The organism is Enterobacteriaceae endosymbiont of Donacia proxima, from assembly GCF_012569285.1.
Taxonomy (GTDB): Bacteria; Pseudomonadota; Gammaproteobacteria; order Enterobacterales; family Enterobacteriaceae.
This window is the reverse complement of sequence record NZ_CP046198.1, coordinates 289,535-312,723: the sequence shown is the minus strand read 5'-3', so window position 1 is coordinate 312,723 and position 23,189 is coordinate 289,535. Positions and strand designations below refer to the sequence as shown.

17 protein-coding genes and 3 tRNA genes are annotated in these 23,189 nt (G+C 19.5%); 18 read left to right on the top strand and 2 right to left on the bottom strand.

The genetic code is table 11. The features are described 5' to 3' along the window. The first annotated feature begins 2 nt into the window (after positions 1-2). From infB to GJT97_RS01490, 6 genes are all read left to right on the top strand, one after another. Entirely contained in the window at positions 3-2,390 is a 2,388-nt protein-coding gene (infB, locus tag GJT97_RS01515; RefSeq protein WP_169767737.1) for a translation initiation factor IF-2, read from the top strand. A gap of 41 nt (positions 2,391-2,431) precedes the next feature. After that, positions 2,432-2,773: a 30S ribosome-binding factor RbfA gene (rbfA, locus tag GJT97_RS01510; protein WP_169767736.1), complete on the top strand. Its 342-nt coding sequence runs from the start codon at positions 2,432-2,434 to the stop codon at positions 2,771-2,773. Between the two features lie 48 nt (positions 2,774-2,821). Continuing rightward, a complete protein-coding gene (gene truB / locus GJT97_RS01505; protein WP_169767735.1) occupies positions 2,822-3,775 on the top strand; it encodes a tRNA pseudouridine(55) synthase TruB in 954 nt (317 codons plus the stop codon). 29 nt (positions 3,776-3,804) lie between these two features. Further along, on the top strand, positions 3,805-4,074 hold the full coding sequence (gene rpsO, locus GJT97_RS01500; protein WP_169767734.1) for a 30S ribosomal protein S15: 270 nt from the start codon (positions 3,805-3,807) through the stop codon (positions 4,072-4,074). 85 nt (positions 4,075-4,159) lie between these two features. Continuing rightward, a complete protein-coding gene (pnp, locus tag GJT97_RS01495) occupies positions 4,160-6,256 on the top strand; it encodes a polyribonucleotide nucleotidyltransferase (protein WP_169767733.1) in 2,097 nt (698 codons plus the stop codon). A 248-nt stretch (positions 6,257-6,504) separates the two neighbouring features. Further along, complete coding sequence (locus GJT97_RS01490) at positions 6,505-8,196, top strand: DEAD/DEAH box helicase (protein WP_169767732.1); 1,692 nt, start codon at positions 6,505-6,507, stop codon at positions 8,194-8,196. A gap of 126 nt (positions 8,197-8,322) precedes the next feature. Here the strand turns inward: GJT97_RS01490 and pgi are convergent, their stop codons facing one another. Further along, on the bottom strand, positions 8,323-9,939 hold the full coding sequence (pgi, locus tag GJT97_RS01485; RefSeq protein WP_169767731.1) for a glucose-6-phosphate isomerase: 1,617 nt from the start codon (positions 9,937-9,939) through the stop codon (positions 8,323-8,325). A gap of 116 nt (positions 9,940-10,055) precedes the next feature. On the opposite strand from pgi, the gene GJT97_RS01480 reads away from it, so the two are divergent. After that, a complete protein-coding gene (locus GJT97_RS01480; protein WP_169767730.1) occupies positions 10,056-10,838 on the top strand; it encodes an alpha/beta fold hydrolase in 783 nt (260 codons plus the stop codon). A gap of 19 nt (positions 10,839-10,857) precedes the next feature. Next, positions 10,858-11,370: a flavodoxin FldA gene (fldA, locus tag GJT97_RS01475; RefSeq protein ID WP_169767729.1), complete on the top strand. Its 513-nt coding sequence runs from the start codon at positions 10,858-10,860 to the stop codon at positions 11,368-11,370. A gap of 57 nt (positions 11,371-11,427) precedes the next feature. Here the strand turns inward: fldA and glnS are convergent, their stop codons facing one another. After that, positions 11,428-13,083, bottom strand: a complete 1,656-nt coding sequence (glnS, locus tag GJT97_RS01470; RefSeq protein WP_169767728.1) for a glutamine--tRNA ligase — start codon at positions 13,081-13,083, stop codon at positions 11,428-11,430. Between the two features lie 104 nt (positions 13,084-13,187). On the opposite strand from glnS, the gene GJT97_RS01465 reads away from it, so the two are divergent. The 10 genes from GJT97_RS01465 to serC all read left to right on the top strand — a co-directional run bounded on the left by GJT97_RS01465 (position 13,188) and on the right by serC (position 23,155). After that, a tRNA-Met gene (locus tag GJT97_RS01465) sits at positions 13,188-13,263 on the top strand. Between the two features lie 14 nt (positions 13,264-13,277). After that, positions 13,278-13,367, top strand: a tRNA-Leu gene (locus tag GJT97_RS01460). Between the two features lie 10 nt (positions 13,368-13,377). Next, positions 13,378-13,449, top strand: a tRNA-Gln gene (locus GJT97_RS01455). Positions 13,450-13,502: 53 nt separating this feature from the next. Next, complete coding sequence (miaB, locus tag GJT97_RS01450; RefSeq protein ID WP_169767727.1) at positions 13,503-14,843, top strand: tRNA (N6-isopentenyl adenosine(37)-C2)-methylthiotransferase MiaB; 1,341 nt, start codon at positions 13,503-13,505, stop codon at positions 14,841-14,843. A 9-nt stretch (positions 14,844-14,852) separates the two neighbouring features. Next, on the top strand, positions 14,853-15,308 hold the full coding sequence (gene ybeY / locus GJT97_RS01445) for an rRNA maturation RNase YbeY (protein ID WP_169767726.1): 456 nt from the start codon (positions 14,853-14,855) through the stop codon (positions 15,306-15,308). Between the two features lie 72 nt (positions 15,309-15,380). After that, positions 15,381-17,924 (top strand): leucine--tRNA ligase, encoded by a 2,544-nt coding sequence (gene leuS, locus GJT97_RS01440; protein WP_169767725.1) that lies wholly within the window; start codon positions 15,381-15,383, stop codon positions 17,922-17,924. A gap of 27 nt (positions 17,925-17,951) precedes the next feature. Then, positions 17,952-18,974, top strand: coding sequence for a DNA polymerase III subunit delta (holA, locus tag GJT97_RS01435; RefSeq protein ID WP_169767724.1), 1,023 nt, complete (start codon positions 17,952-17,954; stop codon positions 18,972-18,974). Between the two features lie 32 nt (positions 18,975-19,006). Continuing rightward, positions 19,007-20,881 carry a penicillin-binding protein 2 gene (gene mrdA / locus GJT97_RS01430; RefSeq protein ID WP_169767723.1) on the top strand — a complete coding sequence of 625 codons (1,875 nt, stop codon included), beginning with the start codon at positions 19,007-19,009 and terminating at the stop codon, positions 20,879-20,881. 24 nt (positions 20,882-20,905) lie between these two features. Then, complete coding sequence (gene rodA, locus GJT97_RS01425) at positions 20,906-22,009, top strand: rod shape-determining protein RodA (RefSeq protein ID WP_169767722.1); 1,104 nt, start codon at positions 20,906-20,908, stop codon at positions 22,007-22,009. 51 nt (positions 22,010-22,060) lie between these two features. Beyond that, a complete protein-coding gene (gene serC / locus GJT97_RS01420; protein ID WP_169767721.1) occupies positions 22,061-23,155 on the top strand; it encodes a 3-phosphoserine/phosphohydroxythreonine transaminase in 1,095 nt (364 codons plus the stop codon). The last annotated feature ends 34 nt before the right edge of the window (positions 23,156-23,189 follow it).

Below are 23,189 nucleotides of genomic sequence, written 5' to 3'. Positions count from 1 at the left end.
GCATGATAGATGCTGTTATAACTATAAAATCATTAGCTAATGAAATTAAAGTTCCAATTAAAAAAATAATTAAATATTTTTCTAATAAAGGTATTTCTAAATTAGAAAATGATATAATTAATAAGGAAGAAAAAAAAAAATTTTTGACATATTTAAAAAATAAAAATTCTAACAAATTAAAATTTTTTTCTATACACAATAATGATATTAAAAATATTAATAAAATTAAACAAAAAAAAATATTAGTTAATAATGACAAAAGTAAATTATTATTTTTAAATAAACAAAATCTTACTAAAAAAAAATATAAACTCAATAAAATTAGTATTTTAAAAATAAAAAAAAAAAAAAAATCAATGTTATTTCATAAACATGATTATAAAGAAATAAATACTACTAAAAATAGTGTAGATTATAAAAATAAAAAAAATATAATTTTAAAAAAAAAAAAATTTTATAATTATAAAAATATAGACAAAAATTTTTTGAAAAAAAATATATATAATAAAAAAAAATATAATAAAAATTATAAAAATTTTAAAGAAAATAATAAAAAAATTATTTATAATAATAAATACAAAAAAAATTTTTCTAAATTATATCAAAATTTCAATAAACCAATTAAAAACATTAATCGTAATATTATTATTAATGAAACTATTAGTATAACTGAATTATCTAACAAAATGGCTGTTAAAAATTCAGAATTAATAAAAATTATGATAAATATGGGCGAACAATATTCCGATGTGAACCAGTTATTAGATCAAGAAACAGCACAATTAATAGCAGAAGAAATGGGTCATAAAGTTATATTACGTCGAGAAAATGATATAGAAAAATTATTAATTAATAATACTAATTTACATAGTAAACCAATTATTAGGTCACCTATTGTAACAATTATAGGACATGTTGATCATGGAAAAACTTCACTATTAGATTATATTTGTTCAAGTAATATTACAGCTAAAGAAGCAGGTGGCATCACACAAAATATAGATGCATATGAAATCGAATTTAATAATAAAAAAATAATATTTTTTGATACTCCTGGTCATGAATCTTTCACCTCTATGAGATTAAGAGGAGTACAAATTACAGATATCATAATATTAGTAATCGCTATTGATGATGGTGTTATGCCACAAACTATAGAAGCGATACAACATGCTAAAACAATGAAAGTACCTATTATAGTAGCAATTAATAAAATTGATAAAAATATTTCTAATTTTGAAAAAATAAAAAATGAATTAAGTAGATATGATATTATCTCTGAAGAATGGGGTGGAAAAAATATATTTGTTAAAATTTCTGCTAAAACAGGAGAAGGTATAAATAAATTATTAAAAATTATTTTATTACAAGCAGAAATACTAGAATTAAAAGCTATTAATGTAGGTATAGCAAAAGGAATAGTAATTGAATCTTTTTTAGAAAAAGGGAAAGGTCCAATAGCTAATGTTCTAATAAAAGAAGGGATGTTAAAAAAAGGTGATATAGTACTTTGTGGTTGTACATATGGTAAAGTAAAATGTTTAATAAATTATAAAGGATTTAAAATCCAATATGCTGGACCTTCTACACCTATTAAAATTTTAGGTTTATCTGAATTACCGGATGCAGGAGATAATTTTATAGTTGTAAGTAATGAAAAACAAGCAAAAGTAATAGCATTATATAGAAAAAATAAATTACGTGAAATAAAATTAGCTCATAAACAAAAACAATTTAAAAAATTATTTTTAAATTTAGATAAAAAAAATATTTATGAAATAAATTTATTAATTAAAAGTGATACTAAAGGTTCTATAGAAGATATTACAAATACATTATTAAATTTATCTAATAAAAAAATTAATATAAAAATTATTCACTGTGGGATCGGAGAAATAAACGAAACAGATATTTCATTAGCAATAACTAATTCTTCTAAACACATTATTATTATTGGATTTAATATAAAACAAAATACTATCATAAAAAATATAATTAAAAAAAAACATATTAAAATTATGTTTTTTACAATTATTTATGATTTAATTAATTATATGAAAAAATATATACAAAATCTTTTAATGCCTAAATACAAAGAATTAATTTTAGGAAATGCAGAAATTAAAAGTATTTTTACTATTCCTAAAATTGGTGTCATAGCTGGATGTATAGTAACATACGGATTAATTAAACGTAATAATTTAGTAAAATTATTTAGAAATAATCAAATTATTCATGTAGGCATCATAGATTCGTTAAGAAGATTTAAAGAAAGTGTATATGAAGTACGTAGTGGTATGGAATGTGGTATTAGTATTAAAAATTTTAATGATATACATTTAGGAGATAAAATTGAAATTTTTAAAAAAGATGAAATTATAAAAAAATAATTTTTTTTAATATATAATTAAATTTATATGGAGGTTATTTATTGTATCGTAATTTACGTATTGCATATGAACTAAAAAAACAAATAGCAAAAATATTACAAAATAATCTTAATGATATAAGAATAAACAAATTTACTACTATTACCGATTTAGTATTATCTAAAGATTATTCATATGCAAAAATCTTTATAATTTTGTCATATAAAGAAGAATTAAAAAATAAAAAAAAATCATTATTTTATCTAAATAAAACAACAGAATATATTAGATATATACTTCAAAAAAAAATAAAATTACGTAAGATACCTAAATTAAAATTTTTTTTAGATCCTTCTTTAAAAGAAGGTAATTATATAAGTAATATACTAAATAATATAAAATAAAAATAGACTATACTAAAAAATTAGTAGTTATAATTTTCCCGTAAAAAAATGTTGAAAATAATAAAAAAAAAAAATATAAATGGTTTATTATTACTTGATAAATCTATTGGTATTACATCAAATAAAATTCTTCAGTATGTTAAAATTATTTTTAATGCTAAAAAAGCCGGTTATATTGGGACTTTAGATCCTTTAGCTAGTGGATTATTACCTATTTGTTTTGGTGAATATACTAAATTTAGTAAATATTTAATGAATAAAAATAAAACATATTTAGTTACAGCCCTTTTAGGAGAAAAAACAAATACTGCAGATAAATATGGTTCTCTTATAAAAAAAAAAAATGTTAATGTAACTATAAAAGATATTTTAAAAAAAATAAATTTATTTAAAGGAAAAAGTAAACAAAAACCTCCTATGTATTCTGCTATTAAATATAAAGGTATACCTTTATATAAATATGCCAGAATAGGAATTAATATTCCTAATTTAGAAAAAAGAATTATTATAATATATCAAATTAAATTACTAAATTTTTATCAAAATAAAATAAAATTACAAATTAATTGTTCAAAAGGAACATATATTCGTAGTATTATTGATGATTTAGGAGATAAATTAAATTGTGGAGCTCATGTAATTAAATTACGTAGAATAGCAATATCACATATTTCAATTTTACATAAAAACGTTATAACATTAGAACAATTAAAAATATTAATTATGAATTATCGAAATCATAAATTAAGTACTCTTTTAATAAAAAAATTATTATTACCTATTGATTACATCATATGTCACATATCTAAATTATATTTATCAAGTTTATTAATAAAAAAAATAATAAATGGTAAAAAAATTAAATTAACATCCACAGTAAATAAAACAAAATTTCGTATTTTTGAAAAAAAATTTCATAATTTTATAGGTATATGCCAAATTAATAATAAAGGTTACATTATAAAATGTAAATTAATAAATTATATAAAAAAACTTTATTAATTTATGTTTTATAATAAACGGGGTTAGTTATGTATTTAAATATAGAAAAAAAAACAAAAATCATAAAAAAATATCAAAATGATATTAAAGATAATGGATCTACACAAGTACAAATAGCTTTATTAACATCTAAAATTAATTATTTACAAAAACATTTTACTACACATAAAAAAGATTATCATAGTCGTAGAGGACTTCTACGTATGGTATCACAACGTAGAAAATTATTAAATTATTTAAAAAAAAAAAAAATTAAAAGTTATAATATATTAATTGAAAATTTAGGGTTAAGAAAATAAATAAATTTTAATTTTATTTATATATTTTATAAATTTATAATTAATTAATATTTTAATATAAAAATTTATTAAAAGGATATTTATTTTGTTAAAACCGATTATTCATAGATTTCGTTATGGTAATAATACTGTAACTATAGAAACAGGAATGATAGCTAGGCAAGCAACTTCTTCTGTAATGGTAAGTATTGATGATACAGCTGTTTTTGTTACTCTAGTAGTAGATAATAAAATAAAACCAGAACAAAAATTTTTTCCTTTATCAGTACATTATCAAGAAAAATCATATGCTGCAGGTCGTATTCCTGGAAATTTTTTTCGTAGAGAAGGACGCCCTAGTGAACATGAAATTTTAATTTCTCGTTTAATTGATCGTCCTATAAGACCTTTATTTAAAAAAGGATTTTTAAATGAAATTCAAATTATAGCAACTGTTATGTCTGTAAATCCAGAAATTAATCCAGATATTGTTGCTATTATTGGAGCATCTACTGTTTTAAATTTATCTGGCATCCCATTTAATGGGACATTAGGTACAGCTCGTGTAGGATTTATTAATAATGAATATATTTTAAATCCTAATATTAAAGAAATGAAAAATAGTTCATTAGATTTAATTGTATCTAGTACTAAAAGAGCGATTCTAATGGTAGAAGCTAAATCTTATCTTTTAACTGAAAAACAAATATTAGATGCAATTATATATGGTCATAATCAACAACAGATATTAATTGATAATATTGTTAAACTATCTTCTAAAGTAAAAAAAAAATCTTATGAATGGATTTTTTCTCCTATAAATGAAAAACTTAAACAAAAAGTAATTTTTTTATCTAAAAAAAAATTAATAAAAGCATATAACATTAAAGAAAAACAAAATAGAATCAATAAAATTGATTCTGTAAAATCAAAAATTTTTGAATTAATTAAAGAAGAACAAGAATACGAAAATATTTCAATTCAATATCTAAATGAAGTTTTTTATGAATTAGAAAAAAAAATAGTTCGTAAAAATATCATAGAAAATAATCTTAGAATTGATGGACGTAGACATGATATGATACGTAATTTAGATGTACGTATAGGTATTTTACCTAGAACACATGGTTCAGCCCTCTTTACACGAGGAGAAACACAAGCATTAGTTACAGCTACATTAGGAACAACTAGAGATGCTCAAACCTTAGATAATTTAATAAATAATAAAGCAGATAATTTTTTGTTTCATTATAATTTTCCTTCTTATTCTGTTGGTGAAATTGGAATATTAGGATCACCTAAAAGACGAGAAATAGGACATGGTAATTTAGTCAAAAAATCTTTAATACCAATTATGCCGGATATTAATCAATTTCCTTATACCATACGTATGGTATCTGAAATTACAGAATCTAATGGTTCTTCTTCTATGGCTTCTGTTTGTGGAGCATCATTAGCTATGATGGATGCAGGTATACCTATAAAAAATGCTGTAGCTGGTATAGCAATGGGATTAATTAAAGAAAAAAATAATTTTATAATATTATCAGATATTTTAGGTGATGAAGATCATTTAGGTGATATGGATTTTAAAGTTGCCGGTACTAATAATGGAATTACAGCATTACAAATGGATATGAAAATAGAAGGTATAACTTATAAAGTTATAAAATTAGTTTTATTTCAAGCAAAATTAGCTAGATTACATATTTTAGAAGTAATGAAAAAAGCTATTTCTAATCCAAGAAAAAATATTTCAGAATTTGCACCAAGAATTCATACATTAAAAATTAATCCAGAAAAAATTAAAGATATGATAGGAAAAGGTGGTTCTGTTATTAGAGCCTTAACGGAAGAAACTGATACAATTATTGAAATAGAAGATAGTGGAATTGTTAAAATTGCAGCTAAAAATAATAAGAATATAAAATTTGCAATTCGTCGTATAGAAGAAATTACAGCTGATATTATTGTTGGACAAATTTATACTGGAAAAGTTATTCGTATTGTTGATTTTGGTGCATTTATCTCCTTAAGTAACGGCAAAGAAGGATTAGTTCATATTTCGCAAATTACTAATAAACATGTTAGTAAAGTAAGTGATTATTTACAGATTTTACAAAATGTATTTGTTAAAGTTATGGAAATTGATAAACAAGGAAGAATAAGATTAAGTATAAAAGCTGCTATAAATAAAATTTAATATATAAAAATATTTTTAAAAATTATATAAATTATTTTAATAAATTTTATAAATATAGTAGTTTATAAAAATTAATTATTAAATTATAATTTATATTAAATAATTTAAATATTTGTAATTATGTTTAATTACTATCAAAACATAATTACAATTTATATATTAATTTTCTAATCTTTATTATCTATTAATTATAAATTAATTACTAATTTTAAAAATTTTAAAATATATTTATGAGGAATATATATTACATGACGAATATTACTTTTTCTAATTTTGGTTTAAATAAATTTCTTTTAAAAGCTTTAAATGATATAGGATATTTAAATCCTTCTCCTATACAAAAAAAATGCATTCCACACTTATTATTAAAAAGAGATGTTTTAGGAATAGCTCAAACAGGTAGTGGTAAAACAGCAGCTTTTATATTACCCTTATTAAATAATATAAATTTATCTGTAAAAAAAACACAGTTATTAATTTTAACACCAACAAGAGAATTAGCGATACAGGTATCCGAAACAGTTTCTTTATTTTCAAAATATATAAAAAATATCAATATTTTAGCATTATATGGAGGACAATCGTATCAAATACAATTAAAAAAATTACGTTTAGGAACACAAATTATTATAGCTACTCCAGGTCGTTTATTAGATCATATTAAAAGAAAAACTGTTAATTTATCTCAATTAACTAGTCTAGTAATAGATGAAGCAGATGAAATGTTAAGAATGGGTTTTATTGAAGATGTTGAAAAAATATTAATAACAATACCTAAAAAACATCAAACTTCATTATTTTCAGCAACAATGCCTCAGAAAATCAAAAATATTACTAAAAATTTTATGATTCATCCATATGAAATTACTATAAAAACGAATATTAAAACTATACCAGATATAAAACAAAATTATTGGTTTATATATGGTAAAAAAATAGAAGCTTTAATGAAATTTTTAGAAACTGAAAATTATGATGCAGTTTTAATTTTTGTTAAAACAAAAACTTCAACAATTGAAATTGCTGATATATTAAAACAGTATGATTATAATAGTGCCGCATTAAATGGAGATATGAATCAACGCAATAGAGAACAAACATTAGAAAGATTTAGAAATGGTAATTTAGATATTTTAATTGCTACTGATATCGCTGCAAGAGGATTGGATGTAGATAGAATTGATTTAGTTATAAATTATGATATACCTATGGATATAGATTCTTATATTCATCGTATTGGTAGAACTGGCCGTGCAGGGCGGCAAGGTAAATCTTTAACATTTATTGAATATAGAGAAAAAAGATTTCTTAAAAATATTCAATATAAAATAAAATGTAATATTAACGAAGTTAATTTACCTAATTCTAATTTTTTATGTGAAAAAAGATTAGAAAAATTTATTTTTAAAATAAAAAAAGAAATTAATTTGTTTAAAAAAACAGATTTAATTCAATATCAAAATATTATATCAACAATAATAACTAAAAATAAAATAGATCAAGAAATTTTAATGGTAATTTTATTAAAATTATCTCAATATAAAAAACCTTTAGTATTACCTCCAGATCTTTCTAATATAAAAAAAAGATTTAATAAAAAAAATTTTTTTATTAAAAATAAATATTTTCAAAAACATAAAAAATATTTTAATAAAATGGATATTTATCGCCTAAATATAGGTAAAAAAGATAAAATTGAAATACGTCATATAGTAGGAGCTACTATTAATGAATTTGAAATAAACAGTAAAGATATAGGAAATATAAAATTATTTTTTGATTATTCTATTATTGAATTATCTTCTTTAATTAGAAAAAATTTGTTACAACATTCTAAAAATATTAGAATTTTTAATAAAAATATTTATTTTGAACTGATAAATAAATCTAAAAAATTTTATAAAAATACAAAATTTAATTTTAAAAAAAAATATAAATAAAATAATAGTTAAAAGCTTATTATAAGTAAATAAAATTTATAAATAAATATATATATTATTATATAATATATACATTTATTTTTTAATAAATAAAAATTTAAATGTAGTTTTTATTACAAAGGAATTTTAATTAAAATATTTATAAAATTTTATTAATCCTTCAGATGAAGGATCATGTTTATTTATTTGATAATTATTTTCATTTATTTCTTTTATTAAGGAATAAGTAATTTTTTTCCCTAATTCTACCCCCCATTGGTCAAAAGAAAATATATTTAAAATTATTCCTTGTATAAAAATTTTATGTTCATAAAATGCAATTAACATTCCTAAATTATAAGGATTAATTTTTTTTAAAAAAATAGAATTACTAGGTTTATTACCATAACAACAACAATATATATTTTTTTTACAATTATATTCTTTTATATTACCAAATGCTAAAGCTTTTGTTTGTGAAATATAATTAGCAATAAGTTGAACATGATGATTTTTGTAATTATTATAATTAGGTATAGCAGAAGCTATAAAATCACATGGTATTAATTTAGTTCCTTGATGTAACATTTGGAAAAAAGAATGTTGTCCATTAGTTCCTACATCTCCCCATATAATAGAACTAGTTTGATATTTTATTTTTTCCCCATTTCTATCTATAGATTTTCCATTAGATTCCATATTTAATTGTTGTAAATATAATGGTAAAAAATACATGTTATCATGATAAGGTATTATTGCTTCTGTTTCTGTATTCCAAAAATTACTATACCAAATATTAATTAATGCCATAATAATAGGAATATTTTTATCTATAGGAGAATTAAAAAAATGATTATCCATTTTATATGCTCCTTCTAATAATTGATAAAAATTATTAAACCCGATAGATAAAGATATTATTAATCCAATAGAAGACCATAGAGAAAAACGTCCACCTATTTCAGATAATAATGGTAAAATATTTTTTTTATTTATACCAAATAATTTTGCTTTAGTAATATTGTTAGTAACAGCAATAAAATGTTTAGAAACAATATCTTTATTAAAATTTATATTAATATTTTTTATAAACCATTTTTTAATACTTGAAGCATTAGTCATTGTTTCTAATGTATTAAAAGTTTTTGATGCGATAATAAATACACTTTCTTCTGGTTTAATTTTATTTATTATATTAATTAATTGATTAGCATCAATGTTAGATAAAAAAAATAAATTTAACTTATTTTTATAATTTTTTAATGATTCTGTAATCATTAATGGACCTAAATGAGAACCACCTATTCCTATATTTATAATATTTTTAATTTTTTTATTAGTAAAACCTTTCCATTCTCCTGAAATAATTTTATCAGAAATATTTTTTATTTTTTTTAAAATTTTATTTATATCATTATAAATTTGATGATTTCTTAAAAAGAAATTAATGTTATTATTTCTTAATGCTGTATGTAAAACAGACTTATTTTCTGTTACATTAATTTTTTCTCCATAAAACATTTCATGAATAGCATCAATACATTTAGTTTCTTTAGCTAAATTTAATAAATAAAACATAGTTTTTTTATTAATAAGATTTTTTGAATAATCAAAAAGAATAATATTATTAAAATTAATAGAAAAATTTTCAAATCTATTATTATCCATTTTAAATAAATCATAAATAGTTATTTTTTTCATTTCTTTTACATGATTTTGTAATTTTTTCCAAGAAAAGGTTTTAGTAGGATTAATATTTTTCATATATTAAAATAATAATTTTTAAATGGGAAATTATATCATATTTTTTTATATTTTTAAAAATTCAATTTTTATTTTTTTTATGATAAAATATTTTTTTTTAATAAATTTAATTATATATGCTTCTAAGTTATTTATTTATTCCTAATAATAATTTATCTATTAAGTATAAATATACTATTATTATGTTACATGGATTATTTGGTAATAAAAAAAGTTTATACTTAATGGGTAAATTTTTATTTCATAAAATGAAATATAAAGTTTTATTATTAGATATTAGAAATCATGGTTTATCCCCCCAAAATAAAAAAATGGATTATATGTCTTTATCTGGAGATATATTAGATACATTAAATTTTTTAAATATTAAAAAAAATTTTATTTTTATTGGACATTCTATGGGAGGGAAAATAGTTATGAATCTTACTCAATTAATACAATTTAATTTTATTAAAACTATCATTATTTTAGATATAGCACCTATTAAATATAAATTTAATAAAACAAATATTTTTTTTGCATTAGAAGAAGTATATAAAAAAAAAATATTTCTTAGAAAAGATGTATTTAAAATACTAACATCTTTTATTAACAATAAATTAATAATAAATTTATTGTTAAAAACATTTAAAAATGGGAAATGGGAATTTAATTTACCTATTTTAAAAAAGGAATATCATAATATATTAAATTGGAATCCGCTTTCTTCTATATGGAAAGGAACTATTTTTTTTTTAAAAGGAGAAAAATCAAATTACATAAATAAAAATTGTTATAAATATATATTTTTTCAATTTCCTAATGCTAAAATATATAACATTCCTAATGTTGGTCATTTATTACATATGGAAAATACAAAATTAATATTTAATTTAATTTTAAAATTATGTTATAAATAACATTTTGAGATAAAATAAAATGTCAAAAATAGGTATTTTTTTTGGTAGTGATACAGGAAATACTGAAAATGTTGCGTTTGATATACAAAAACAATTAGGCAATAATACTGCTTCAGTATTTAATATCGCTCAAGTAGAAAAAAAAGATATTGAACAATATAATATACTTATATTTGGAGTTCCTACATGGTATTATGGTGAAGTTCAATGTGATTGGGATGATTTTTTACCTACTCTACAAAAAATTAATTTTAAAAATAAAAATATAAGTTTATTTGGTTGTGGTGATCAAGAAGATTATGGAGAATATTTTTGTGATGCTATAAGTATTATTTATAATATAGTTAAAACAAATAAAGGAAATATTATAGGATATTGGCCAACAAAAGGTTATTATTTTTCTAATACTAAAAGCTTAAAAAATAAAGATTATTTTCTAGGATTAACTATAGATGAAGATAGACAATCAGAATTAACTAGTTCACGAGTTATAACTTGGACAAAACAAATTTCTAATAAATTAAATCTTTAATTATCTAAAATCAATTATATTATATATAATATAATTGATTTAGTTTTAAATCTTAATTTAAGATTTTCTTAATGAGAGAATTTGATTAAAAATTATTTGTTTTTTATTAGAATATTTTTTGTCTAAATAAAAATATCCTTCTCTTTCAAATTGAAAATGTTGTTTTTTTTGTTCTTGTAATAGTTTTTTTTCTATAAAACCATTATATATTTGTAATGATTTTTTATTTATATAAGATAAAATGTTATCTGTATTATTAATATTTTTTTTTTTTAATAAATTATTATATAAATAAAATAAAACTGCTTTAGAATTAGAACAAGATATCCAATGAATTATTCCTTTTATTTTTTGATTTTTTTTATCAATTTTCATCCCTAATGTATTTTTATAATATGTACAATGTACATGAATAATATTTCCATTATTATCTTTAATTATTTTGTTTGCTTTAATTATAAAAGCATATCTTAATTTTACTTTTTTACCTAAAATTAACCTTTTATAATTTTTTTTTTCTTTTTCTGAAAAATCTAATATATCTATATATATTTCTTTTGTAAAATAGATAATTTTATAACCCATATTTTTATTAGATGGATGATTAGGAATTAATAATTTAATTTTTTTCTTAACAGGGAAATTATCAATAATAATTTTTAAAGGTCTAAGTATAGCCATTGCTCTTGGAGCAACTTTATTTAATTCTTTTTTTATAAAAAATTCTAAGTAAGATAATTGTATAATATTATTTTGTTTTGTTACTCCTATATGATAACAAAAATTTTTTAATGATGACGCTGTATATCCTTTTCTACGTAGACCAGAAATAGTTAATAAACGAGGATCATCCCATCCATCAACTATTTTACTTTTGATTAATAATCTAATATTTCTTTTTGAAGTTATTCCATATTCAATTTTTAATTTTGAAAATTCATACTGTTTAGGATAATTTTTAATACTAATATTACTAAGTATCCAATTATATAATACTTTATTATCTAAAAATTCTAAAGTACATAAAGAATGTGTTATTCCTTCAATTGAATCAGATATACAATGACAAAAATCATAAGTAGGATATATAAACCATTTTTTCCCAGTATGATGATGTTTTTGAAATTTAATTCTATATAAAACAGGATCTCTCATTATAATTATTTTTGATTTCATATCTATTTTTGCACGCAAACACATTCTTCCTTCAGGAAATTTACCCAAACGCATATTACGAAATAATTTTAAACTTTCTGTTATTGAACGATTTCTATAAGGACTATTTTTACCAGGTAATAATAAAGTACCTCTATAAGATTTAATTTCTTCTATACTTAATTCATCAACATAAGCTAAATTTTTATTAATTAATTCTATTGCATATTCATATATTAATTCAAAATAATTTGATGAATATTTAATATTACCATCCCATTTAAATCCTAACCACATTAAATCTTTTTTTATAGAATTAATATATTTTATATTTTCAGTTGTTGGATTAGTATCATCAATTCTTAAAAAACAATTTCCTTTATAAAATTTGGCTATAAAAAAATTTAAACATATAGATTTAATATGTCCTATATGTAAATAACCATTAGGTTCTGGAGGAAATCTAGTACATATAAAATTATATTTTTTATTTTTTAAATCATTTTGAATAATTTTAAAAATAAAATTTTTTTTATAAAAATTATTATTTTTACACATATTTATTTTACTCTTTTCACAAATTTGATTTTAAATTTATATTTAAATTAATAAATTAGTTGACGTTAGACTTTATTATATTACATAATATAAATGTGATTATTAGCTACGTAGCTCAGTTTTGGTTAGAGCACAGCACTCATAACGCTGAGGTCATGGGTTCAATTCCCATCGTAGCTACTATAAAATAATTAGCGGAAGTGGCGGAATTTGGTAGACGCACCAGATTTAGGTTCTGGCTATTTAAATAAAATATAGTACGAGTTCAAGTCTCGTCTTCCGCATAGAAATATATGGGGTATAGCCAAGTGGTTAAGGCACCGGTTTTTGATACCGGCATCCCTGGTTCAAATCCAGGTACCCCAGATAAAATATACTTATTTTTTTCATTTTTTTAAAAATTATTTAGTTAATATATTATGTTAAAAAATAAATTATATATTAAAACTTGGGGCTGTCAAATGAATGAATATGATTCTTCTAAGATAGCTGATATTATGAAAAGTGAATTAAATTGTGAAATTACTACATCAGTCACAAATGCAAATATTTTAATATTAAATACTTGTTCTATCAGAGAAAAAGCACAAGAAAAACTTTTCCATCAATTAGGAAGGTGGAAAAGTTTTAAAAAAGATAATCCTAATATTATTATAGGTGTAGGTGGATGTGTTGCTTCACAAGAAGGTAAAAAAATTTTAGAAAGAGCATATTATATAGATATTATTTTTGGGCCTCAGACTATTCATAGAATACCTCAAATGATATATAAAGTACGTCAATTTAAAAAATATTTAATTGATATTAGTTTTCCTAAAATTGAAAAATTTAAATTTTTTCCTTTAAAAAAAACAAAAAAAATAAGTTCCTTTATCACTATTATAGAAGGATGTAATAAATATTGTACTTATTGTATAGTACCTTATACAAGAGGAAAAGAAATAAGTAGACCATATAAAGATATTATTTTAGAAATTAAACATTTAGCATCTCAAGGAGTTAAAGAAATATATTTATTAGGACAAAATGTTAATGCTTATAAATATTTTGATAAAGAAAATAAAAAATATTATACATTTGTAAAACTATTAAAATTAATTGCAAAAATAAAAAATATAAAAAGGATTAGATTTACTACAAATCATCCAAAATATTTTTCTGATGAACTTATAAATATATATAAAATAATTCCTCAATTAGTAAATTTTGTACATTTACCAGTACAAAGTGGTTCTGATAAAATTTTATATCTTATGAAAAGACAATATAATATTAAAGAATATACACAAATTATAAATAAATTACGAAGTATTAGACCATTAATGCAAATTAGTTCAGATTTTATTGTTGGTTTCCCTGGAGAAAATAAAGAAGATTTTAATAATACTATATCTTTAATACTAGATCTAGATTTAGATATGAGTTTTAGTTTTATTTATTCATCTAGACCAGGAACACCAGCTAGTAAAATGAAAGATAATATTTCTCTTCTAGAGAAGAAAAAAAGATTATATTTACTTCAATATCATATTAAACAACAAACCAAAAAATTTAGTTTAAAAATGATTAATACTATTCAAATAATTTTAGTTGAAAATTTTTCCTTCCAAAATCATAAATATTTTGGTAAAACTGAAAATAATAGAATAGTTTTTTTTACAAGTTCTGAAAATTATATTGGTAAATTTGTTAAAATAAAAATTATTGATTCGAATATATATTCTTTATATGGAAAATTTATATCTATACATAAAATCTAATATATAATTATGAAATTAGATATTATTTTAAATTATTATAATTTTTGTAAAAATTATAAAAAATTACCATATAAAAATGATATTTTATATTGGTTACATATAATATTCATAAAAACTAATATAAAAAAAATCAGAATTACTATTTCTATAGTAGAAAAAAATTATATTAAAAAACTTAATAAAAAATATTTTCAAATATCTAAACCTACAAACGTTCTTTCTTTTTTAGAAAATAATAATTTTTTAAAAAAAACATTATTAGGAGAAATAATTTTATGTAAAGAAATTATTGAATATGAATCTTTTTTACAAAAAAAATCATTAAATGCTCATTGGGCTCATATGATCATACATTCATGTTTACATCTATTAAAATATGATCATAAAAATATTGAAGAAACATGCATTATGCAGATAAAAGAAATTAACATACTTAATTTACTTGGTTATAAAAATCCATATTAATTATTATTTTTAATATAAAATATTATATTTATAATAAAATATTTTTAAAATATATTCAGGAAGTATCTTAATATGAAAAAAGAATATTTTCCTAAAGAAATAGAATCTTATGTACAAAAAAAATGGCATTTAAAAAAAACTTTTAAAGTAACCGAAAATTATAATAAACCTAAATTTTATTGTCTTTCAATGTTACCTTATCCATCAGGAAAATTACATATGGGACATGTACGTAACTATACAATAGGAGATGTTATTGCAAGATATCAACGTATGCAAGGAAAAAATGTTTTACATCCAATTGGTTGGGACTCTTTTGGTTTACCAGCTGAAATAGCAGCGCATAAAAATAATATTTCTCCTTATTTATGGACTAAAAATAATATTATAGAAATGAAAAAACAATTAAAATTATTAGGTTTTAGTTTTGATTGGGATAGAGAAATAACGACATGTGATCCTAATTATTATCGTTGGGAACAATGGTTTTTTCTAAAATTATATAAATCAGGCTTAGCATATAAAAAAAATGCTTTAGTTAATTGGTGTAGTATAGATAAAACAATCTTAGCAAATGAACAAGTTATTAATAATTGTTGTTGGAGATGTAATAATATTGTACAGAAAAAATGGGTTAAACAATGGTTTTTAAAAATTACTCATTATGCTGAAGAATTACTTCATGATTTAAAAAAATTAGATGGATGGCCTAAAAAAGTAAAAAGTATGCAAAAACATTGGATTGGGGAAAAAAAAGGAATAAATCTTCTTTTTAAGATTATAAATACTAGTTATCAATTTAATGTTTTTATAGAAAAAAAATATATTAATCACATTAATGATATTATTTTTATTAAAATTTTATATAATCATCCTATATGTAAAAAATTTATAAAAAATATAAATATTAAAAATTTTATTACAAAATGTTTATTAAATAATTTTACTAAAAAAAATAAATTTTCTTCTATCCCGATAATGGATATTAATAGTAAATTATTTGCATATAATATTTTTATAAAAAAAAAAATACCAATAATCATTGTTAATTATTTAACAAATATCACAACAATTAATGCAATAATTGGTATACCAACATATAATAACAAAGATTTAATATTTGCAAAAAAATATAACTTATTTTTTTCTAAATTTACAAAATCATTAAATGTATCGGAAAATACTAAAAATAGTGATAAATTAATTCATAATTTAATTTTAAATAAAATTGCATGTTATAAAACACATTATCATTTACAAGATTGGAGTATTTCTAGACAACGTTTATGGGGTACACCAATACCTATTATTATACAAAATAATAGAAAAATTTTACCTTTAAAAGAAAAAGATTTACCTTTAGTTTTTCCTAATTTTTTTTTTGATGGAAATATAAATGAAAATTATAATGAAAAAATTAAAAAAAATTTAAAATGGTTTCTTTATAATAAAAATGGTATAAAAGGGCAAATAGAAACTGATACATTTGATACTTTTTTTGAATCTTCATGGTATTATGCTAGATATACTTGTAATAATGAAAAAAATAGTATGATAAATAAAAAAAAAGCTAAATATTGGTTACCTGTTGATCAATATATTGGAGGTATAGAGCATGCTATAATGCATTTAATGTATTTTCGTTTTTTTCATAAATTAATGAGAGATATGGGTTTATTATATATTGATGAACCAGTAAAAAATTTATTATGTCAAGGAATGGTTTTATCTGATTCTTATTATTACATAGATAATAAAAAAAAATACCATTGGGTTAATTCGAAAGATGTTATTTTTGATAAAAAAAAAAATATTTTTTTAAATAAAGAAGGAAAAAAATTAGTCTATAATGGTATGATAAAAATGTCAAAATCTAAAAATAATGGTATTAATCCTCAAGATATGATTGAAAAATATGGAACTGATACTTTACGTATGTTTATTATGTTCGCTGCACCTCCTACTATGGATTTAGAATGGAAAGAATCAGGAATAAAAGGAATGTATAGATTTCTAAATAGATTATGGCAATTTATTTATAAATATAAAAAAATATATAAAAATTATTTAAAAATTAAAAATAATCAGAAAATAATTCAATATAATCAACAACAACTTATCATTAAAAATGATATAAATAAAACTGTTATTAGCATAACTAATAATTTTGAAAAAAATCAATCTTTTAATACTATAATATCTTCTATAATAATTTTATTTAAAAAAATTATGAAATATAAAATTAATAGTGATATTGATCATACTATCATTTTTAATGGATTATTAATTATATTAAAAATATTATATCCTTTTGCACCTCACATTTGTTTCGTATTATGGAAACATATGGGGAACAATAACGATATAGATCATCAATTGTGGCCAGTAATTAAAAATATTGATACAAAAATAAAACAAAATTTTAATATTATTATACAAATTAATGGAAAAAAAAAATATGTTCTTTTAATCCCTAAAAAATATCATAATCAAAATAATAACATTAAAAAATATATATTATCACATAATGAAATTTCTAAATTTTTAGTTAATATTAAAATAATAAAAACAATATATATACCATATAAAATTTTTAATATAGTAACAAAAAAATAAAAAATTTATTTTACTGAATAAAATAAGATGAATCAAAAATTAATTAATAATTTTTATAAAAAAATTTATAATGAAAAATATTATTGCTATATTTTAGCAGGTGATGAATTTTTTTTTCTAAAAAAAAATTTATATTTATTATTCAATAAATTAGTAAGTTTAAATTATATTAAAAATAATGTTATTATTATAGATAATGACATCATTTGGGATGATATTTTTTTAAAATTTACCGTTAATGATTTTTTTTGTAAAAAAAAAATAATACATTTACTCTTTTTAAACAAAAATATTTTTTTACAATTTCAAAATTATATTTTTTTTTTATTGAAATATATAGATACTAATAATATTCTTATTTTAGAAATTCATGATTATATTAATTTTAGTATAGAAAAAATAATAAAAAATATTACTGATAATAATCATGGTTTTTTTTTAAAAAATAATAAGTTAAATAGTGATCAATTATTAAATTGGATTAATTTTCGTTTTAAAAAGTTAAATCTATCTATAAATCAGAATATGATTTCTATATTAAAAAATTCTTATTCACAAAATTTAACTTTTTTAAATCAATTAATCGATAATATTTATATACAAAAAAAAAAAAATTTTATTAATGTAAATAATTTTATTTATAAATATTATTTAAATAATCCAATTTTATTAAAAGAAGAAAAACTTATTAATTTTATTTTATTAGGTGATTTAAAAAATAGTTTTAAATTAATTAAACAAATGAAAAATAATAAACAAAATATTTTTTTTATTTTAAATAAGTTACAAAAAAATATTTTTCTAATTTTAAAATTACATAGAAATTATAAAAAAAATTCTATAAATTTTATTTTTAATAAATTTTTGATACCTATATCAAAACAAAAAAATTTTATAAAAATTTTAAATAGAATAAATTCAAAAAAATTAAATTTAATAATTAAATTATTACTAAAAATTGAAATAAATATTAAAAGTTTTATAATAAAAAATTATACAGAAAAATATTTCTGGATAGATTTAGAAAAATTAATTTTATTAACATCATAAAATATTTTTAATTATATAGGTATAAAATAATTATGAATGTAAGTTATAATTTTTTACATGATCATATAATAAAATCAAAAATTCTTATAAAAAGAATTAAAATATTAATTAGAATATTTTTAATATTTATAGTTATTGTAATATATAATTTATATTATTTACAAATAAAATCTTATAAAAAATATAAATTACAAGCTGAAAAAAATTATATCGGTTTTTTTTTTTTAAAACCAGATAGAGGATTAATCTATGATAGAAATGGTATTATTTTAGCTAAAAATAAAAATTTTTATCAAATTACAATGAGATATAATAATCTAAAAGATTTTTATATAAATTTTAGTGTTTTTCAAAAAATATTAAAATTAAATATTAATCAATGCGATCTTATAAATTTTATAAAAAAAAGAAAAAAAAATAATCCTTTTAAATCAATTAAATTAAAAATTGATTTAGATAATGTACAAGTATCAAAATTTTTAGTAAATAAATTTAGATTTCCTACAATATCATTAAAAATTTATCAAAAACGTTTTTATCCTCAAAGTGATGTTTTTGCTCATGTAGTTGGTTATATTAATTCAATAGATAATAAAAAAAAAATTTTTTTTAAAAATAAAAATGATGTAAAAAATTATAATGATATTTCTGGTAAAGGTATTAATGGTATTGAAAAATATTATGAAAATATATTATATGGTATCCCAGGTTATCAAAAAATTGCAGTAAATAATAAAGGTATTTTTTCATATAATATATGCAAAAAAAAAGCTTATACAGGTAGTGATATTTATTTAACAATTGATTATCATTTACAAAATTATATTCACTCATTAATGAGTGATAAAAAAGGTGCTGTTATTATTAGTGATACAAGAAATGGAGAAATTTTAGCTATGGTATCAACTCCTAGTTTTGATCCTAATATCTTTGTAAATAATTTTGAAAAAAATAATATAACTTTTTTATTAAAGAGTAATGATGATCTTTTAATTAATCGAACTATTCAAGGAATTTATCCTCCTGCTTCTACTGTAAAACCATATATAGCTTTATTAGCATTAAATTTAGATTTAATAAATGAAAATACAATTTTATTTGATCCTGGGTGGTGGAAAATCCCTAAATTAAATACAATTTATAAAGATTGGAAAAAAATCGGTCATGGATATTTAAATGTTACTAAAGCATTACAAGAATCATCTGATTTTTTTTTTTATAAATTAGCTTATAATATAGGAATAAATAAAATTCATAAATGGATGATTAAATTTGGTTATGGTGAATTAACAAATATTGATCTTTTTAATGAAAAAAAAGGTAATATGCCTACTAAAGAATGGAAACTACAAAATATACAAATACCCTGGTATATAGGAGATACTATCTCAGTAGGTATAGGACAAAGTTATTGGAATGCTACTCCTATACAAATACATAATGCACTAACTATATTAGTTAACGATGGCATTAGTATCCCCTTACATCTTTTTAAAAAAAAGAAATTAAATAATATTTTTTCTTATTATTTTCCCCCAAAATACAAAAAAGTAATTAATTTATCGAAAAAATATTGGAATATAATAAAAAAAGGAATGTATAATGTAGTTAATAAAAAAAATGGTACTATTTATAATTATTTTTCTACAGTAAAAAATTATCAAGTAGCTGCTAAAACAGGAACAGCACAGGTTTTTAACCTTAAAAAGAAAAAAAATTATAATATTAATACAATTGAAAAAAAACTAAGAGATCACAAGCTTCTAATAGCTTTCGCTCCATTTAATAATCCTAAAATAGCAATGACTATAATTATAGAAAATAGTGAAAATAGTATTTCAGTAGGAGATATTTCAAAAAGTATTTGGGATTATATTTTTACACATAAAAAAAAATTTTTAAATTAAAACATTAAATTATATATTTTAATTATGAAAAAAAAAAAAATTAATTATTTTATTCATTCTATATTACATATAGATTTAATTTTATTAATATTAATAACATTAATTTTAATAATTAGTTTATTTATAACATGGAGTTCAACAGGTATATATCGTCATGTTTTTATAAAGCATAAATTAATACAAATTTTGATAGGTTTTATAATTATGTTTGTTGCGGCACAAATTCCTCCAGAAATTTATAAAAAATACTCTTTTTTATTTTATTGGTTTTGTATTATTTTATTAGTTGCTGTAGAATTTTGGGGATATACTACAAAAGGTGCAAAAAGATGGTTAAATATATATTTTACTAAATTTCAACCATCTGAAATAGCAAAGATATCTGTTCCTCTAGTAATTGCTCATATTATTAATAAAAATAAATATCCTATTAATAAAAAAATATTTTTTAGAATTATAATTCTTATATTAATACCTACAATATTAGTAGCGAAACAACCTGATTTAGGTACTGCAATATTAATTAGTTTATCTGGCATTATTGTTTTATTTTTATCTGGATTATCGTGGAAAATTATTATAAATAGTATTATTATATTTATAATTTTTCTTCCTTTTGCATGGATGTTTTTATTACATGATTATCAAAGAGAAAGAATGTCAATGTTATTGAAATCACATTATGATTTATTAGGAATAGGATATCATATTTTTCAATCAAAAACTGCAATTAGTTCTGGAGGTTTATTTGGTAAAGGATGGTTACACGGTACACAAACACAATTAAATTTTTTACCAGAAAAACATACCGATTTTGTATTTTCTGTGTTAGCAGAAGAATTTGGTTTTATAGGTGCTTTATTTATTATTTTTTTATATTTATTGCTAATAGGAAGAAATTTATATTTATCTTTTCAATGTTATCATTTTTTTAATAAATTAATAATTAGTGGGATAACATTTATGTTGTTTTTCTCTATATTTATTAACATTAGTATGGTAAGTGGTTTACTACCAATAGTAGGTATCCCTTTACCATTACTTAGTTATGGAGGTACATCGCTTGTAGTTGTTATGGCTAATTTTGGAATTATAATGTCTATGTATACTTATAATAGTAAAATATAATTTAAATAAAAAATTTTATTTTTAATAAATTATTAAGTAAGGATTATAAATATGAAAAAAATATTTAATTTTAGTCCCGGACCTGCTACTTTACCTTATGAAGTTTTGAAACAAGCGCAAAATGAACTAATAAATTGGAATAATTTAAATTTTTCAGTTATGGAAATTAGTCATCGTAGTAATGAATTTATAGATTTATTACAAAATATTAAACAAGATTTACGTGAATTAATTAATATTCCAACACAATATGATATATTATTTTGTCAAGGAGGAGCAAGAACACAATTCGCAGCAATTCCCATGAATTTATTATTTTATAATGAAATAGCCGATTATGCAAATATTGGTTATTGGTCTTTACAAGCAATAAAAGAAGCAAAAAAATATTGTGTTCCTAATATTATTAATCCAGTAAAAAAAAAAAATGGTATTTTTTATATAAAAAAAATAGAAAATTGGATTTTGAATAAGAATTCAAAATATATACATATTTGTCCTAATGAAACTATAGAAGGTATCGCAATTAATAAAGAACCTATATTACAAAATAAAATTATTATAGCAGATTTATCTTCTTCAATTCTCGCAAAAGAAATAAATGTAAAAAATTATGGATTAATATACGCAAGTGCACAAAAAAATATTGGTACCGCTGGATTAACTTTAATAATTATAAAAAAAGATTTAATTTTTAATAATCATAAAAAACGTCAAGAAATACCTTCAGTATTAGATTATAAAATAATTTCTAAATATAATTCAATGTTTAATACACCCCCTACATTTTCTTTATATTTATCCGGATTAGTTTTAAAATGGTTAAAAAAAATAGGTGGGATAAAATATATTAGTAAAATAAATAAAAAAAAATCTACATTACTCTATAATGCTATAGATAGCAGTAATTTTTATATAAATAAAATAAAACCTTGTAATAGATCTATAACAAATGTTACTTTTTATTTAAAAGATAAAAAAAAAGAAGATCTTTTTATACAAAAAGCTCAAGAAAATGGATTATATTATTTGAAAGGACATAAAATAATAGGAGGTATAAGAGCATCTATATATAATGCCATGCCTATAGAAGGAATAAAAACATTAGTAAATTTTATGAATGATTTTGAAAAAAATTATGTATAAATGTTATTATTATTTTAAAATTTAATTAAATAAT

Coding starts and splice junctions, on each gene's coding strand:
- infB (WP_169767737.1), top strand. CDS start 3: ATGATAGATGCTGTTATAACTATAAAATCATTAGCTAATGAAATTAAA.
- truB (WP_169767735.1), top strand. CDS start 2,822: ATGTTGAAAATAATAAAAAAAAAAAATATAAATGGTTTATTATTACTT.
- rpsO (WP_169767734.1), top strand. CDS start 3,805: ATGTATTTAAATATAGAAAAAAAAACAAAAATCATAAAAAAATATCAA.
- GJT97_RS01490 (WP_169767732.1), top strand. CDS start 6,505: ATGACGAATATTACTTTTTCTAATTTTGGTTTAAATAAATTTCTTTTA.
- pgi (WP_169767731.1), bottom strand. CDS start 9,939: ATGAAAAATATTAATCCTACTAAAACCTTTTCTTGGAAAAAATTACAA.
- GJT97_RS01480 (WP_169767730.1), top strand. CDS start 10,056: ATGCTTCTAAGTTATTTATTTATTCCTAATAATAATTTATCTATTAAG.
- fldA (WP_169767729.1), top strand. CDS start 10,858: ATGTCAAAAATAGGTATTTTTTTTGGTAGTGATACAGGAAATACTGAA.
- glnS (WP_169767728.1), bottom strand. CDS start 13,083: ATGTGTAAAAATAATAATTTTTATAAAAAAAATTTTATTTTTAAAATT.
- miaB (WP_169767727.1), top strand. CDS start 13,503: ATGTTAAAAAATAAATTATATATTAAAACTTGGGGCTGTCAAATGAAT.
- ybeY (WP_169767726.1), top strand. CDS start 14,853: ATGAAATTAGATATTATTTTAAATTATTATAATTTTTGTAAAAATTAT.
- leuS (WP_169767725.1), top strand. CDS start 15,381: ATGAAAAAAGAATATTTTCCTAAAGAAATAGAATCTTATGTACAAAAA.
- holA (WP_169767724.1), top strand. CDS start 17,952: ATGAATCAAAAATTAATTAATAATTTTTATAAAAAAATTTATAATGAA.
- mrdA (WP_169767723.1), top strand. CDS start 19,007: ATGAATGTAAGTTATAATTTTTTACATGATCATATAATAAAATCAAAA.
- rodA (WP_169767722.1), top strand. CDS start 20,906: ATGAAAAAAAAAAAAATTAATTATTTTATTCATTCTATATTACATATA.
- serC (WP_169767721.1), top strand. CDS start 22,061: ATGAAAAAAATATTTAATTTTAGTCCCGGACCTGCTACTTTACCTTAT.